Below are 14,989 nucleotides of genomic sequence, written 5' to 3'. Positions count from 1 at the left end.
CACCGAAGAGGGCCGTGGGCCAATGAAAGTGATCATCGCCGACGATGAACCGCTGGCGCGCGAGCGCCTGCGCGGGCTTCTGGCCGAGGTAAGGGGGGTCGAGGTCGTGGCCGAGGCGAGCGATGGCCAGCACGTGCTGCACGCGTGCGCCGAGCACCGGCCCGATCTGGTGCTGCTGGACATCGCCATGCCGGGCATCGACGGCCTCGAAACCGCGCGCCACCTGTCCGCTTTCGAGCCCCGCCCCGCGGTGGTGTTCTGCACCGCCTACGACGCGCATGCGCTGTCGGCGTTCGAGGCGCAGGCCATCGACTACCTGGTCAAGCCGGTGCGCGCCGAGCGCCTGGTTGCCGCGATCGAGCGCGTGCGCACCTTCGCCGCGGGCCGCGAGCGCGGCATCGTCGCGACCCCGGGCCAGCGCCGTACCCACCTGTGCGCGCGCCTGCGCGGCAGCCTGCGCCTGATCCCGCTCGAGGACGTGCATTACCTCCACGCCGAGGAGAAGTACGTCATCGTCCACCACGCGCGTGGCGAGGACCTGATCGAGGAGTCGCTGAAGTCTCTCGAGGACGAGTTCGGCGAGCGTTTCGTGCGTATCCACCGCAACTGCCTGGTCGCGCGGCACGAGATCGTCGAGCTCAAGCGCAGTCCGGACGGCCACGTGCAGGCGTTGCTGCGCCATGGCAAGCAGCCGCTGGAAGTCAGCCGCCGCTGCGTGGCGGGGCTGCGGGATACCCTGAAGCACCTGTAGCCGAGCCCCTGTGCAGGAGCGGCTCCAGGGCCGTTCAGACCGGGCCGCGTCCACAGGGTCGGGCCCTTTGCGGCGATAATGCCGCCATGAAGACCCTGCGTATCGCCACCCGCAAGAGCCCGCTTGCGCTGTGGCAGACCGAGCACGTCGCCGCCGCGCTGCGTGCCGCCCACCCCGGACTCGATGTGACCCTGGTGCCGATGAGCACCCGTGGCGATGAAGTGCTGGACCGTTCCCTCGCCGCGATCGGCGGCAAGGGCTTGTTCCTGAAGGAACTTGAGCTGGCGATGCTGCGCGGCGAAGCCGATTGCGCGGTCCACTCGCTCAAGGACGTGCCGATGGAGCTGGAGCCCGGTTTCGCGCTGCCGGCGATCCTCGCCCGCGCCGACTACGCCGACGCCTTCGTCAGCAACCGCTACGCCGGCATCGCCGACCTCCCGCACGGCGCCCGCGTCGGCACCTCCTCGCTGCGGCGCCAGGCGCAACTGCGCGCGCTGCGCCCCGACCTGCAGCTGGTGGACCTGCGCGGCAACGTCAACACGCGCCTGGGCAAGCTCGACGCCGGCGAGTACGACGCCATCGTGCTGGCCTGTGCCGGCTTGGAACGCCTGGGCTTCGGCGAGCGCATCCGCGCGCGCATGGCCGCGCCGAACTGGCTGCCTGCGCCGGCGCAGGGCGCGATCGCGATCGAATGCCGCGACGACGACATCGCCACGCGCGAGTTGTGCGCGGCGCTGGACGATGCCGGCACCCGCACCTGCGTCGAGGCCGAGCGGGCGATGAACCGCGCGCTGCATGGCAGCTGCCACGTCCCGGTCGCGGCGTTCGCCAGGCTCGACGGCGAACACCTGCATCTGGAAGGCCTGGTCGGTTCGGCACAGGACGGCCGCGTCGTGCGCAGCGCCGGCGAAGGCCGAGGCGACGCGCCGGAATGCCTGGGCCTGCAGGTCGCGCAGGCACTGCTCGACTTGGGCGCGGGCGACTTCATCGCCGCCAGCCACGCCTGAAATCAGGCCCGTCCACCTTCGACTCCGCTTCGCTACGCTCAGGGCGAACGGGATCCGGGGGTTGTCGTACAAGAAGGTTCTTCTCGCAATCCATCACCGTTCGTCCTGAGCGTAGGCGCGCAGCGCCGGAGTCGAAGGATGGGCGGGCTGCAGGATGGCCGAGTGCCGGCCTAGAACCGCCGCCGCAACTCGATCGAACTCTCGGCGGTCTCGCTGCCGCTGCCGCTGCGCGAGTCGTGGCGGATGGTGAAGTCGGTCTCCAGCGTCCAGTCCTGCCACAGGTTCACGTCGAACGCCGCACTCTGCTTGACGAAGGTGTCGCCTCTGCGGCCGGTTTCGAACTCGATGCGATGGTTCCACTGCGCCCGTTCGCCGAAACGGCGGTCGAAGTCGACGGCGCCGCGGAAGATCGGCCCGGCCTCGGCGACGCCGTCGTCGTACAGCGGCGCCAGCCGGTAGCCGGCGCCGAGCTGCAGGCCGAGCTGGGTCGGCCCGTCGCGCAGGGCCTGCACGTCGTAGCGCGTGCCGATCCGCCAGTCGTTGGAATAGTTGGAGCGGCTTTCGCGCGAGACAGCGGGCGCGCTCAGGCCGATATATCGCTGGCTGCCTGGCAGTTGCACACCCGGCTTGCGGCTTTCCGGCACGGCGAGGCGCGCGTTCTCCGGGGTGCCCAGGGCCAGCCGCCATTCCTCGTCGCCGCAGCGGATGGAATAGCAGGGCAGGCGCATCTGCGCCGGGTCGCCAGCGATGGCGATCAGCGTCGGGTCGCCGCCATAGGCGGGCGAAGGCAGGGTCACGAAGGGGCCGCCGAGCAGGGCGAGCCCGAATACACCGAGCATCGTCGTCTGGGTTAAGCCGGAATCGGGGCGGATGATGCCATGAAAGCGGTTACACGGCCCCGTTCAGGCGATTCGGCGTTCAGCTTCTGCAGGCCCGGTCAGTAGTAGAGCGTGACCAGATGCCGGGCCTGGGCAAAAAACAGCCAGCGCTCGACGAAGGCACCGGCCAGCGCTGCCAGCGCGGCCACGGCGAACCACGGTCCCGCGTCCAGGTGCACGAACAGCCAGACCGGCACCATCAGCAGCATCGGCAGCCAGGCGAAAAGCGCCACCGCGATGCCGCGCAGGCGGGTGGCGTGCCTGCGTGCGACCACGAACCCCATCTCGCGGGTCAGGTAGTTGTCCTCGGTGTGGGGGCGCTCGAACACCTTGATGTCGCGTCCGGGCAGGCCGACCGCGTCGCCGCGCGTGGCCGGCAGCGGCGTCGTGTCGATGTCGTCCCAGTAGCGCCGCTTCACCATCAAGAGCGTGGCCGCCAACAGCACCACCGCCAACGCCGGCAGGTTGCCGACGGATGCGCCCGACAGCGTGGCCACCGCCGCCAGCAGCAATCCGCCGGTCAGCAGCGCGAACAGCAGGTACGCCGGCACGACCAGCCGGTGCCGCCAGGCGGGGATCGGCTTGAGCGAGGCGTAGATCATCGCCGTGCACACCACCGTCGCCACGGCGCCGGCGATCAGTGCGACGCAGGCGAGCATGCCAGGCATCGACAGCGCGACCTTCGAACCCGCCTGCACCGGCGCCAGCGCGCCCGGTAGTAGCGCCATGCCGGTCAGCAGCGCCGGCACGAACGTCAGCACCGAGGCGACGCCTTCGCGAGACAGCCACGAGCTTCGCCACTGCGAGAACGCACGCCACGCGCGCTGAGGCTTGCCGAGGTGGCCGAGTGAACTGAGCAGGCCGATCGTCACCAGCACCAGCGCGATGACCAGCGATACCAGCAGCGGACGTGCCGGCAGCGACTGCCCGAGCGCGGCCAGTGCGATCCAGGCCAGCAGGCCATAACCAGCGCCGGAAAGCGTGGTGAAGAAGATGACTGAAAGGGCGGGATGCATGTCAGGCCGCGGAAGGAAGGGAGGTCAGCGCGACAGCACGCGGTCGAGCCAGCGCAGCACCGGCGGAAGCGCGGTGGTGTCGAGGGTTTCCTGTGGCGCGGTCGTGGCGGGCGCGCCACCCGCGCGGCGAGGTCGCGGCGGCAGGTACTGGTTCACCGGCTGGTAGCCGAGCTGCGGCATCAGGTCGATACCACCGCGTGCCGCCACCAGCTTCGACACCTTCGACTCCGGATCGCCCAGGTCGCCGAAGTGGCGCGCGCGCGTCGGGCAGGCCTGCACGCAGGCGGGCTGGCGTTCGGCTTCGGCGAGGTTCTCGTTGTAGATGCGATCGATGCACAGCGTGCATTTCTTCATCACGCCCTCGACCGCGCTGTACTCGCGCGCGCCATACGGGCAGGCCCACGAGCACAGCTTGCAGCCGATGCACTTGTCCTCGTCGACCAGCACGATGCCGTCCTCCGCGCGCTTGTAGCTGGCGCCGGTCGGGCACACGGTGACGCAGGCCGGCTGCTCGCAGTGCAGGCACGAGCGCGGGAAGTGCAGCGTCATCGCTGGCTGCGCCGCTTCCTGCGCGATCGAATGACTGGAAGCGCAGGCGCTGGTGGACGCCGCGATCGCCTGGTGCTCGCCCGGATCGTAGGCCGGCGTCGTGTAGTCGCTGCCGGCCACCTCGTAGCTGTGCACGCGGTTGAACCACACGCCGGACGGGTCCTTGCCGTAAGGCTGCTCGTCGGTCAGCGGCGCGGCGAAACCGCCCGCGTTCCATTCCTTGCAGGCCACCGCGCAGGCATGGCAACCCACGCAGGTGTCCAGGTCGATGACCAGGCCCAGCTTCTTCTTCGACGGCGGCGGCAGGTCGGTCATGGGTTCGCGTTCACTTCCGCGCCGTGGTGATCAGCCAGACGCCGACCGCGAAGATCGCGATGCCGAAGCTCACGCTCGGCAGCACCGCGATCAGCACCGGCGTCATCGACGTCGCGTCCGCGGCCGCGGCGGTGGTCGGGTCGTACAGGCCCAGGCCAAGCATCGCCATCACCGCGAAACCGAGCACGATGCAGATCCAGCCGGCGAACATGCGTAGGGTGCGTTTCATCCATCCTTCCTGCGGGATGCGGTCGTGCGGAAGCCCGCGCCGTAGCGCAGCGGGCGGTTGTCGGCGGTACCCATCGGCAGCGGCGCGAACTGCGGCTGGCTGGTGGCGTCCGCCGAGTCCTGCGGCGCTTCGGCCCGGGCGATGCGCACGCGCAGGTCGAACCAGGCCGCCTGCCCGGTAACCGGGTCGGCGTTGGCGTAGTCGCCGCGCGGGGTGATGTCGGAGATCAGGTGGTTGAGCAGGAAGCCCTTGCGGCCTTCCTGCGCGTCCTTGCCCAGCCGCCAGGCGCCGCGACGCTTGCCGATGGCGTTCCAGGTCCACACGGTGTCGCGCTGCACGTTGGCGGCGAACTTCGCCTGCACTGTGATCGTGCCGTTGTGCGACGTGACGTCGATCCAGTCCTCGTCGCCGATGCCGAAGCGCGCACCGGTGTCCGGATGCAGGTACAGGTAGTTGCGCGTGGCGATCTGCCGCAGCCAGGCGTTCTGCGAGCCCCACGCGTGGTACATGAACATCGGCCGCTGCGTCACCGCGCTGAGGGGGAAGCGCGCGTCGAGGTCGTCGATCTGCGCGCCCTCGAACGGCTCGTACCACGTCGGCAGTGGATCGAAGTACGTCGCCACGCGGTCGCGATGCTCCGCCGGCGGCTGCAGTACGCCATGGCCCTGTGCCGCCAGGCGGAACTTCTGCATCGTCTCGGAATACACCTGCAGCACGATCGGGTCGGCATGGCCGAGGAAGCCCATGCGCTGCGCCCAGTCGAGATAACCGCGATTGGCCATCTTGTAATAGCGCGCCTCTTCCGGCACTTCGCTGCGCCAGAAACCGCCGTGCTCGATGTAGCGCTGCAGCTGGTCGGGATTCGGCCGGCCCTTGGCTTCCAGTTCGCCGTGCTCGCCGCGCCAGCCGGCCAGCAGGCCGATGCCGGGCGCGCGCTCGTGGCGGACGATGTAGTCGGCGTAGTCGCGGTACTTCGCCGAGCCGTCCTCGTTGACCAGCCCGGGCAGTCCGAGGCGCGCGCCGAGCTCGATCAGCACCGACTGGAAGCCGCGCACGTCGCGGCCGGGAGCCTGCTGCGCCGCATCCAGCACCGGATGGCGGATCGCGTCGGCCGCACCGTCGGCGTCGGAGATCGGGCGGTCGAGCATCGAGATCGCGTCGAAGCGCTCCAGGTAGGTCGTGTCCGGCAGCACCAGGTCGGCGTAGGCGACCATCTCCGAGGCGTAGGCATCGGCGTAGATGATGTGCGGGATGCGGTATTCGCCGTCCTCGCCCTTGTCGGTCAGCCAGCCGATGGTCTCGGCCGTGTTCATCGCCGAGTTCCAGCTCATGTTCGCCATGAACATCATCAGCGTGTCGATCTTGTACGGATCGCCGGCCCAGGCGTTGCGCAGCACGGTGTGCATCATGCCGTGCGCGGACAGCGGATACGCCCACGAGAATGCATGGTCGATGCGGCGCGGCTGCCCCTGCGCGTCGACGACCAGGTCCTCCGGACCGTGCACGAAGCCGAGCGGCGCGGCGTCGAGCACGCCGTTGGCCTGGCGCGCCTTGCCGGGACGGTTCGGCGGCGGGATCGGCTTCGGGAACGGCGGCTGGTACCGGAACGAACCCGGCGTGTCGACCGCGCCCAGCAGCAATTGCAGCAGGTGCAGCGCCCGGCAGGTATGGAATCCGTTGCTGTGTGCGCTGATGCCGCGCATCGCGTGCATCGACACCGGACGCCCAGGCATCTCGGCGTGCTCGCGGCCCCAGGCGTCGGTCCACGCCACCGGCAGCGAGAACGCGCGATCGAACGCCGCCTCCGCCAGTTCGCGGGCGATGCGTCGGATCGTGTCGGCAGGAATGCCGCAACGCGCGCTGACCGCATCGGGCGAGTACTGCGGGTCGAGGTAACGCTCGGCGAGCAGGTGGAACGAGGGCACAGCGCGGCGGCCGTCCGCCAGCGCGTACTCGCCGACCACGGCCGGCGAGAGGCCGATCGCTTCGGCGGGTGCCTGCGCATTGGCGTCGCGGTCCCAGCACAGCGGCCGGCCATCGGCATCGCGCGCGAACAGCCCGTCGTCGGCGCCGCCCGGGTTGCGCACCACCAGCCAGTGCGCGTTGGTGTAGCGCACCAGATAGTCGAGGTCGATGCGGTCGGCCTTGAGCAGTTCGTGGATCAGCGCGAACGCGAACAGGCCGTCGGTGCCGGGGCGGATGCCGATCCACTCATCGGCGATCGCGCCATAGCCGCTGCGCACCGGATTGACCGCGACGATCTTGGCGCCGCGCGCCTTCAGGTGTCCGAGGCCGAGCTTGATCGGATTGGAGTCGTGGTCTTCGGCCACGCCCCACAGCATCAGGTACTGCGAGTGCTCCCAGTCGGGCTCGCCGAACTCCCAGAAGCTGCCGCCGAGCGAATACAACCCGCCGGCGGCCATGTTGACCGAGCAGAAACCGCCGTGGGCGGCATAGTTGACCGTGCCGAACTGCTGCGCCCACCAGCCGGTCAGCGCCTGGCTCTGGTCGCGTCCGGTGAAGAACGCGAGTTCGTCGGGGTTGCGCTCGCGGATCGGCTTCAGCCACGAGGTCGCGATCTCGAAGGCTTCTTCCCAGCTGATCTCGCGGAACTCGCCGGAGCCGCGTTCGCCCACGCGCAGCAGCGGCTTGTCCAGCCGCGCCGGCGAGTAGTGCTGCATGATGCCGGCCGAGCCCTTCGCGCACAGCACGCCGCGGTTGACCGGGTGTTCGGGGTTGCCCTGGATGTAGCGGATCTGCCCGTCCTTGAGCCACACCTTGATGCCGCAGCGGCACGCGCACATGTAGCACGTGGTGGTCTTGACCTCGTCGCCGGGTGAGGGCGAGGTGTCGATGACGGGTTCGGCGGGCGCGCGCATCCGTACATTGTGCCCCCGCGGCCGGGCGCACGTCGAACGCAGCCGCGCACAAAACGGCGCTATGGCCGGCAATGGCGGCGCTCGAACTCCACGTCGTGGCGCAGGGCCGCCGAGTCGCCCAGGGGCGCCAGTTCGGAGATGTTGCGCCGGTTCTGCAGGCACGGATCGGCTTCATAGCCCGGCGGCGAAAAGGCCTTGCCGACGCTGTTGACGATGGCGGCGGCCGACAGCGGTTCGCGGAAACGGAAGCGCGTGCGGGTCGGGCGCAGCCCGTCGTTCGCCAGGGGATGCGTGCGTGCGAACGCGTCGACAGGTTCGGCCTCGGCGCGCGCCTGCTGCTCGGCCCATTGCCGCGCCTGGTCCAGCAGCACCGCCGAAAGCGTCCCGGACGGGGCTGCATTTTCCGGCGCCGGTCGCTGTTCCTTTGGGTCGTTGGGAACAGCGCGTGCCGGTTCCCGTTCGCGTACGGGAGCGACGGCGAGCGGGCGCCCGGCGGCGCGCGCTGCGGACAGCGGCTGCGCCCGTGGTACGAACTGTATTTCTGTCACATGCGCGTCGTCAGCCACGGGTGCGTAGTACGCGCGCAGCATGCGCGACAGGCCCCAGGCCAACACCAGGTGGACCACGACCACGATGATGGCCGCGATCGTGTGATCGCGTTGCGACGTCCCTGTTGCGCGCATGCCCGTTCCCTGGTGGCTTCGCGGCAGTGTGTCGGAGGCGCGGTTAGGAACCGGTTAACCGCGCGACGCGAGGCCCCGAGGGATCGAAATCTGCGTTGTATGCATCAACCGTCCGATGCCGAGGGAGCTCGATGTCGCGCGTCGCCACGCTGGTCCTGCTGGTCGCGATCCTGTGCGGATCCGCGCTCGCTGCCGCGCGCGCCGAAGTGCGTGTCAGTGGTGGCGTGGCGAAGGATTATGACGACGAGAACGCGGTGGTCCTGGCGGTGGCCTGGCTGAGCGATCACGCGCATCCGTGGGAGGTCATGATCGGACACGTCGGCGAGCGCGATCGCGCCGAAATACCGGCCGCCGCGTACCTTGCACTGAGCAAGCGCTTCTATTGGCGGCAGTGGTTCGTCAGCGGCGGCGTGGCGCTGGTCAGCGTCGACAACGACACGCTGTCCGGCCATGGCCAGTTCCTGACCGCCATTGGCCGCGATTTCGGCCGGGTGAACGTTTCTTTGCGGCATCTGTCCAATGGCAGCACGCAGGGGCGCAATCGCGGCGAGACGTTCCTGCTGGCCGAGATCGCGTTCTGAGCGGACGTTCTGGGCAGACGTTCTGGGGGCAGACGTTCTGGGCAGAGCGGGCGCCCGGTCAACGTCCGCGGATCGGCGCATGTGCGATGCTAGGCAGCCGCAAAGCCCCGTCGCCGGACCGCCTGACATGGAACGCATCGAACGCATCCACGCCCTGCACCGCATCCTCAGCGCCGCCCGCTATCCGGTGACGGTGCAGCGCCTGCAGGAAGACCTGGAGTGCTCGCGTGCCACGGTCTATCGCGACCTGGCGTACCTGCGTGACTACCTGATGGCGCCCGTAGTGGGCAACGGCGAAGCCGGCTTCCGTTACGACCATAGCGATGGAGACCGCTTCGAGCTGCCCGGCCTGTGGCTCAGTTCGGAGGAGCTGCATTCGCTGCTCGCCGCGCAGCAGTTGCTCGTGCGCAGTGGCGGTGGCGTGCTGTCGAACGCGCTGGCACCGTTACAGCACCGCATCGAAAAACTGCTGGACGAGCATGCCGGCGGCCGGCGCGTGCCGGTCGAGCGTGTGCGCGTCATCCCGCACCGCACCCGCAAGCTCGACGAGACCGCGTTCCGCATCGTCGCCACCGCGGTCCTCGACCGCAAGCAGATCAGCTTCGAGTACCGCGCGCGCTCCACCGACGAAAAGACCCGTCGTACGGTGTCGCCGCAGCGGCTGACGCATTACCGCGAAAACTGGTACCTCGACGCCTGGGACCACGGCCGCGAGGCGCTGCGCAGTTTCGCGGTAGACCGGATCGGTGCGGCCAAGCTGCTCGACGAGTCCGCCCGGGACGTGCCCGACGCTGAGCTCGACCGCCAGCTCGCATCCAGCTACGGAATTTTCTCGGGCGAGCCCAAGGGCTGGGCGACGATCGTGTTCAGCGCCAAGGCCGCGCGCTGGGTCGCGGACGAGCACTGGCATTCGCAACAGCAGGGACGCTTCCTGTCCGATGGCCGTTACGAACTGAAGGTGCCCTACAGCACCGGCCGCGAGCTGCTGATGGATGTCATGCACTACGGTGCCGACGCCGAGATCCTCGAGCCGTCGTCGCTGCGCGAGCAGGCGCGTGCGCTGCTGTCGCTGGCGCTGAGCAATTACGACGGCTGAGGGCGGAGGGCTGCACGCCCTGGTGTTCCTCGCAGCCTGGTATCCCGCGACAGCGAAGCTTCCGTCCGCCTGGCGGCGGCCGGGTCACTTTCTCTTGCTGGCCCAAACCCAGGTCTCAAGGGCGCCCCCCGTCGCAGCCCCTGAGATGACCCCGGTCCACGCTCGCTCCACACCTCATCCGGAGCCAGCGTCATGTCGCAGCACGCCGCCACCCAAGCCGATCGCCGTGTCGAACACGTCCTGCACTACGTCGTCGCCCTCGGCGCGATGCTGGTGATGCTGCTGCCGGCCGCGCGTGGCTTCAGCGACACCTTCGGATGGATGCCGCTGTGGCTGCTGGCGATGCCGCTGAGCGCGTGGTGGGCGCTGCACCGCTTCCGCATGCCGGCATCGCGCCAGCCGCGCGGCGTGGCAGCGCCGGTGCGCCGCCGCCGGCCCGGCACCCAGGCGCGACGCCGCGCACTGCCTGCCCGTCGCATCGCCACCGCACGCGCGGCCTGATCGCCTTCCCTGCGCCCGCCTGACTCTGGCAGGCGGCGCACACCGGCTCTGACCGCGCGCTGTGCTAGCGTTTTCGGCCCGACTCTCGCGCCGGAGCGCCCATGTCCCCGCAGACGCAGGTCGACGACCCTTACGCCTGGCTCGAGGACGTCACCGGCGAGCGTGCGCTGGACTGGGTGCGCGCGCAGAACGCGCGGACCGAGGCCGAGCTCGCGGACACGCCGCCGTTCCGGCAGCTCGAATCCGACATCCGCGCCATCCTCGACTCCGACGCGAGGATTCCCGACGTCGAGAAGATCGGCGATCACTACTACAACTTCTGGAAGGACCGGCAGCATGAGCGCGGCCTGTGGCGCCGCACCACGCTGGACGAGTACCGCAAGCCGAACCCGCAGTGGGAAACGGTGCTCGACCTCGACGCGCTGAACCGCGAGGAGGATGAGAACTGGGTCTGGCACGGCGCGTTGAGCCTCAAGCCGTGGCTGCAGGGCGGCGAAACCCGCCGCTGCCTGGTCTCGCTGTCGCGCGGCGGCGCCGACGCCGACGTGACCCGCGAGTTCGACCTGATCGACAAGCGCTGGATCGAGGACGGTTTCTTCCGGCCCGAGGCCAAGGGCGCGCTGGGCTGGATCGACCGCGACACGGTCTATGTCTACACCGACTTCGGACCGGACGCGTCCGGCGCTCCGACGATGACCAGTTCCGGCTATCCGCGCGTGGTCAAACGCTGGACGCGCGGCACGCCGATCGAGTCGGCGCAGGTGGTCTTCGAAGGCCATCGCGACGACATGTACATCGCCGCGTTCCACGACCCGACGCCGGGCTTCGAGCGCGACTACGTCAGCCGCACGCTGGCGTTCTACAACGACGAGCTGTACCTGCGTCGCGACGACGGCACGCTGGCGAAGATCGATGCGCCCAACTCGGCCAACAAGTCGGTGCACCGGCAGTGGCTGTTGCTGGAGCTGCGCGAGCCGTACCAGGCCGGTACTACCACCTGGCCCGCCGGCAGCCTGATCGCGACGTCCTTCGACGACTTCATGGCGGGAAAGCGCGAGTTCACCGCGCTGTTCACGCCGACCGCGCGCACCTCGCTGGCCGGCTATACCTGGACGCAGACGCACCTGGTGATCAACGTGCTCGACGACGTCCGCCATCGCCTGAGCGTGCTCACGCCGATGCCGGGCACCTGGACGCGGCAGGAGTTCACCGGCGCGCCGTCGTTCGGCACGCTCGCGGTCTCGGCTGTCGACGCCGATGAGACCGATGCGGTGTGGTTGATCGCCACCGACTACCTGACCCCGACCACGCTGTCGCTGGCGCAGCCGGGGAAGACGCCGGAAAAGCTGAAGGCAATGCCCGCCTTCTTCGACGGCAGCCGCAATGTCATCGAGCAGCACTTCGTCAGGTCCAAGGACGGCACGTGCGTCCCGTACTTCCTGGTGCGGCCGAAGGAGCTGGCGCTGGACGGCAAGGCGCCGACGCTGCTGTACGGCTACGGCGGCTTCGAGATCTCGCTGACGCCGGCGTATTCCGGCAGTGTCGGCAAGGCCTGGCTGGAGCAGGGCGGCGTCTATGCCGTGGCCAACATCCGCGGCGGCGGCGAGTACGGTCCGCGCTGGCACCAGGCCGCGCTCAAGGCCAACCGCCATCGCGCCTATGAAGACTTCGCCGCGGTCGCGCAGGACCTCGTCGCGCGCCGCATCACCTCCGCGCCGCACCTGGGCGTGCAGGGCGGCAGCAACGGCGGCCTGCTCACCGGCAACATGCTCACCCAATACCCGGAGCTGGTCGGCGCCGTCGTCGTGCAGGTGCCGCTGCTGGACATGAAGCGCTACAGCCACCTGCTGGCGGGGGCGTCGTGGATGGCCGAATACGGAGATCCAGACACCGCCGACTGGGACTTCATCCGGACGTTCTCGCCGTACCACCTGTTCGACGCGGGCCGCGAGTATCCGCCGGCGATCTTCATGACCTCCACCCGCGACGACCGCGTCCATCCCGCGCATGCGCGCAAGATGGCCGCACGCATGCTCGAAGCCGGCAAGGACGTGCGCTACTACGAGAACATCGAGGGCGGCCACGGCGGTTCGGCCAACAATGCCCAGGCCGCGCACATGAGCGCGCTGGCCTTCACGTTCCTGCGGCACCGGCTGGGGAGCTGACGCTTCCGCGCCGGCATTGCGTCCTACAAAATCGGACCCACTATGAAACCGACCTCGCTCCTGCTCTCGGCCGCTTGATGACCCTATCCAACGTTTCCGCCGCCGCCTCCCTGTCCACGCCGCCCGATGCCACGAAGAAGCCGCACGTGGTGAAGGCGCCCTTCGGCGCGCAGCGCGACGACGAGTACTACTGGCTGCGCGACGACGCCCGCAAGAACCAGCAGATGCTGGACTACCTCAATGCGGAGAACGCCTACGTCGACGCCGCGATGGCGCCGCTGAAGCCGCTGGAGAACAAGCTGTACGAGGAGATCGTCAGCCGCATCAAGCAGGACGACAGTTCGGTGCCGTACCGCGAGCGCGGCTACTGGTACTACACGCGCTTCGAAACCGGCCAGGACTACCCGATCTACGCGCGCCGCGAGGGCTCGATGGAGGCGGCGGAAGCGGTCCTGCTCGACGTCAACGTGATGGCCAAGGGCAAGGACTACTTCAGCGTCGGCGACTGGGCGGTCACCCAGGACAACCGCCTGCTGGCCTGGGCCGAGGACGCCGTGGGCCGTCGCCAGTACACGATCCGCATCAAGGACGTGGCCACCGGCGAGGTCTTCAGCGACGAGATCACGGGCGTCTCGCCCAACCTCGTCTGGGCCGACGACAACCGCACGCTGTTCTACGTCGAGAACGACCCGGAAACGCTGCTGACCGTGCGCGTCAAGAAGCACGTGCTCGGCACGCCGGCCGCGCAGGACATGGTGGTGTACGAGGAGCACGACGACAGCTTCTACATGGGCATCGGCCGCACGCGCGATGACCAGTACATCTGCATCGGTGTGGAGAGCACGGTATCGAGCGAGACGCGCTGTGCGTCCGCCGCTGATCCGCGCGAGTTCGTGGTGCTGGCGCCGCGCGAGCGCGACGTCGAGTACAGCGCCGACCATCTCGATGATCGCTGGGTGATCCGCACCAACGCGCCGGGCGCGGACGGCAAGGCCGCGCCGAACTTCAAGCTGGTCACCGCCGCCGACGGCGCCCGCTCGCGCAAGGAATGGAAGGAATGGGTCGCTCATCGCGACGACGTCTTCATCGAGGGCTTCGAGTTGTTCGACGGCTTCACTGCCGTGGCCGAGCGCTCCGACGGCCTGGAGCGCCTGCGCCTGCTGCGCAAGGACGGCCGCGAGGAGCATGTGAAGGCCGATGAGCCGGCTTATTCGATGGGCCTGTCGGTCAATGCCGAGCCGGACACGCCGTGGCTGCGCTACAGCTACACCTCGCTGACCACGCCGATGACCACGTACGAAGTGAACGTGGAGACCGGTGAGCGCAAGCTGCTCAAGCGCGAGCCGGTGCTCGGCTACGACCCCGGGAAGTACGTGACCGAGCGCCTGTGGGCCATCGCCCGTGACGGCACGAAGGTGCCGGTGTCGCTGGTCTACAAAAAGGGCTTCGAGAAGAACGGCAAGGCCGCGATGCTGCAGTACGCGTACGGCAGCTACGGCAGCTCGACCGATCCGCGTTTCAACGGCCCGGTCGTCAGCCTGCTCGATCGCGGCATGGTCTACGCGATCGCGCACATCCGCGGCGGCCAGGAAATGGGCCGAAAGTGGTACGACGACGGCAAGCTGTTCCACAAGAAGAACACCTTCACTGACTTCATCGACGTCACCGACGACCTGGTCAAGCAGGGCTACGCGGCGAAGGATCGCGTCGCCGCGTACGGCGGCAGCGCCGGCGGCCTGCTGATGGGCGCGATCTCGAACATGGCGCCGGACCACTACCGCGTGATCCTGTCGCAGGTGCCGTTCGTCGACGTGGTCACCACGATGCTCGATCCGAGCATCCCGCTGACCACCAACGAATACGACGAGTGGGGCAATCCGGAAAAGAAGGATTACTACGACTACATGCTGTCGTACTCGCCCTACGACAACCTGAAGGCGCAGGCGTACCCGGCCATGTTCGTCGGCACCGGGTTGTGGGATTCGCAGGTGCAGTACTGGGAGCCGGCCAAGTACGTGGCGCGCCTGCGCGACGTCAACACGTCGAAGGCGCCGGTGCTGTTCCGCACCAACATGGATGCGGGCCACGGCGGCAAGTCCGGCCGTTTCCGCCGCTACCGCGAGCTGTCCGAGATGTACGCCTTCATGCTCGACCAGCTGGAAGTGGCAGGCGGCAGTACGACGGAGCCGGCGGCGGCGAAGTAGCCGGGTGGTGGCGCCCCTGCCAGGTCAGGGGCGCTTCCGGTATGCATGCGCAACTGCAGTTCTCACCCCGTTCGTCCTGAGCGTAGGCGTGTAGCGCCGGAGTCGAAGGGCGAGCGGGCATGAACCACGCGAACC

13 protein-coding genes are annotated in these 14,989 nt (G+C 68.8%); 7 read left to right on the top strand and 6 right to left on the bottom strand.

What is annotated here, in order from left to right; translation table 11 throughout:
- The first annotated feature begins 22 nt into the window (after window positions 1-22).
- Entirely contained in the window at window positions 23-751 is a 729-nt protein-coding gene (locus tag IU514_RS14270) for a LytR/AlgR family response regulator transcription factor (protein ID WP_194931796.1), read from the top strand.
- An 86-nt stretch (window positions 752-837) separates the two neighbouring features.
- Window positions 838-1,758 carry a hydroxymethylbilane synthase gene (gene hemC, locus IU514_RS14265; protein WP_194931795.1) on the top strand — a complete coding sequence of 307 codons (921 nt, stop codon included), beginning with the start codon at window positions 838-840 and terminating at the stop codon, window positions 1,756-1,758.
- 170 nt (window positions 1,759-1,928) lie between these two features.
- Here the strand turns inward: hemC and IU514_RS14260 are convergent, their stop codons facing one another.
- The 6 genes from IU514_RS14260 to IU514_RS14235 all read right to left on the bottom strand — a co-directional run bounded on the left by IU514_RS14260 (window position 1,929) and on the right by IU514_RS14235 (window position 8,307).
- Entirely contained in the window at window positions 1,929-2,597 is a 669-nt protein-coding gene (locus IU514_RS14260) for a DUF481 domain-containing protein (protein WP_194931794.1), read from the bottom strand.
- Window positions 2,598-2,695: 98 nt separating this feature from the next.
- A complete protein-coding gene (locus IU514_RS14255; protein WP_194931793.1) occupies window positions 2,696-3,652 on the bottom strand; it encodes a dimethyl sulfoxide reductase anchor subunit family protein in 957 nt (318 codons plus the stop codon).
- A 24-nt stretch (window positions 3,653-3,676) separates the two neighbouring features.
- Window positions 3,677-4,516 (bottom strand): 4Fe-4S dicluster domain-containing protein, encoded by an 840-nt coding sequence (locus IU514_RS14250; protein ID WP_194931792.1) that lies wholly within the window; start codon window positions 4,514-4,516, stop codon window positions 3,677-3,679.
- A gap of 10 nt (window positions 4,517-4,526) precedes the next feature.
- Window positions 4,527-4,745, bottom strand: a complete 219-nt coding sequence (locus tag IU514_RS14245; RefSeq protein ID WP_194931791.1) for a hypothetical protein — start codon at window positions 4,743-4,745, stop codon at window positions 4,527-4,529.
- Entirely contained in the window at window positions 4,742-7,624 is a 2,883-nt protein-coding gene (locus IU514_RS14240; protein WP_194931790.1) for a molybdopterin oxidoreductase family protein, read from the bottom strand. The genes IU514_RS14245 and IU514_RS14240 overlap by 4 nt, the downstream gene beginning before the upstream one ends.
- Window positions 7,625-7,683: 59 nt before the next feature.
- Entirely contained in the window at window positions 7,684-8,307 is a 624-nt protein-coding gene (locus IU514_RS14235) for a hypothetical protein (RefSeq protein WP_194931789.1), read from the bottom strand.
- Between the two features lie 131 nt (window positions 8,308-8,438).
- On the opposite strand from IU514_RS14235, the gene IU514_RS14230 reads away from it, so the two are divergent.
- The 5 genes from IU514_RS14230 to IU514_RS14210 all read left to right on the top strand — a co-directional run bounded on the left by IU514_RS14230 (window position 8,439) and on the right by IU514_RS14210 (window position 14,854).
- Complete coding sequence (locus tag IU514_RS14230; RefSeq protein WP_194931788.1) at window positions 8,439-8,888, top strand: acyloxyacyl hydrolase; 450 nt, start codon at window positions 8,439-8,441, stop codon at window positions 8,886-8,888.
- A gap of 127 nt (window positions 8,889-9,015) precedes the next feature.
- Window positions 9,016-9,984, top strand: coding sequence for a helix-turn-helix transcriptional regulator (locus IU514_RS14225; protein ID WP_194931787.1), 969 nt, complete (start codon window positions 9,016-9,018; stop codon window positions 9,982-9,984).
- Window positions 9,985-10,176: 192 nt separating this feature from the next.
- A complete protein-coding gene (locus tag IU514_RS14220) occupies window positions 10,177-10,485 on the top strand; it encodes a hypothetical protein (protein ID WP_194931786.1) in 309 nt (102 codons plus the stop codon).
- Between the two features lie 101 nt (window positions 10,486-10,586).
- On the top strand, window positions 10,587-12,650 hold the full coding sequence (locus IU514_RS14215; protein WP_194931785.1) for a prolyl oligopeptidase family serine peptidase: 2,064 nt from the start codon (window positions 10,587-10,589) through the stop codon (window positions 12,648-12,650).
- Between the two features lie 77 nt (window positions 12,651-12,727).
- Window positions 12,728-14,854, top strand: coding sequence for a S9 family peptidase (locus IU514_RS14210; RefSeq protein WP_194931784.1), 2,127 nt, complete (start codon window positions 12,728-12,730; stop codon window positions 14,852-14,854).
- Window positions 14,855-14,989: the final 135 nt, after the last annotated feature.

The sequence above is a fragment of the Lysobacter niastensis genome (assembly GCF_015453285.1).
In the GTDB taxonomy this organism is placed as follows: Bacteria; Pseudomonadota; Gammaproteobacteria; order Xanthomonadales; family Xanthomonadaceae; genus Lysobacter_J; species Lysobacter_J niastensis.
This window is presented reverse-complemented; position numbering and strand designations above follow the sequence as displayed.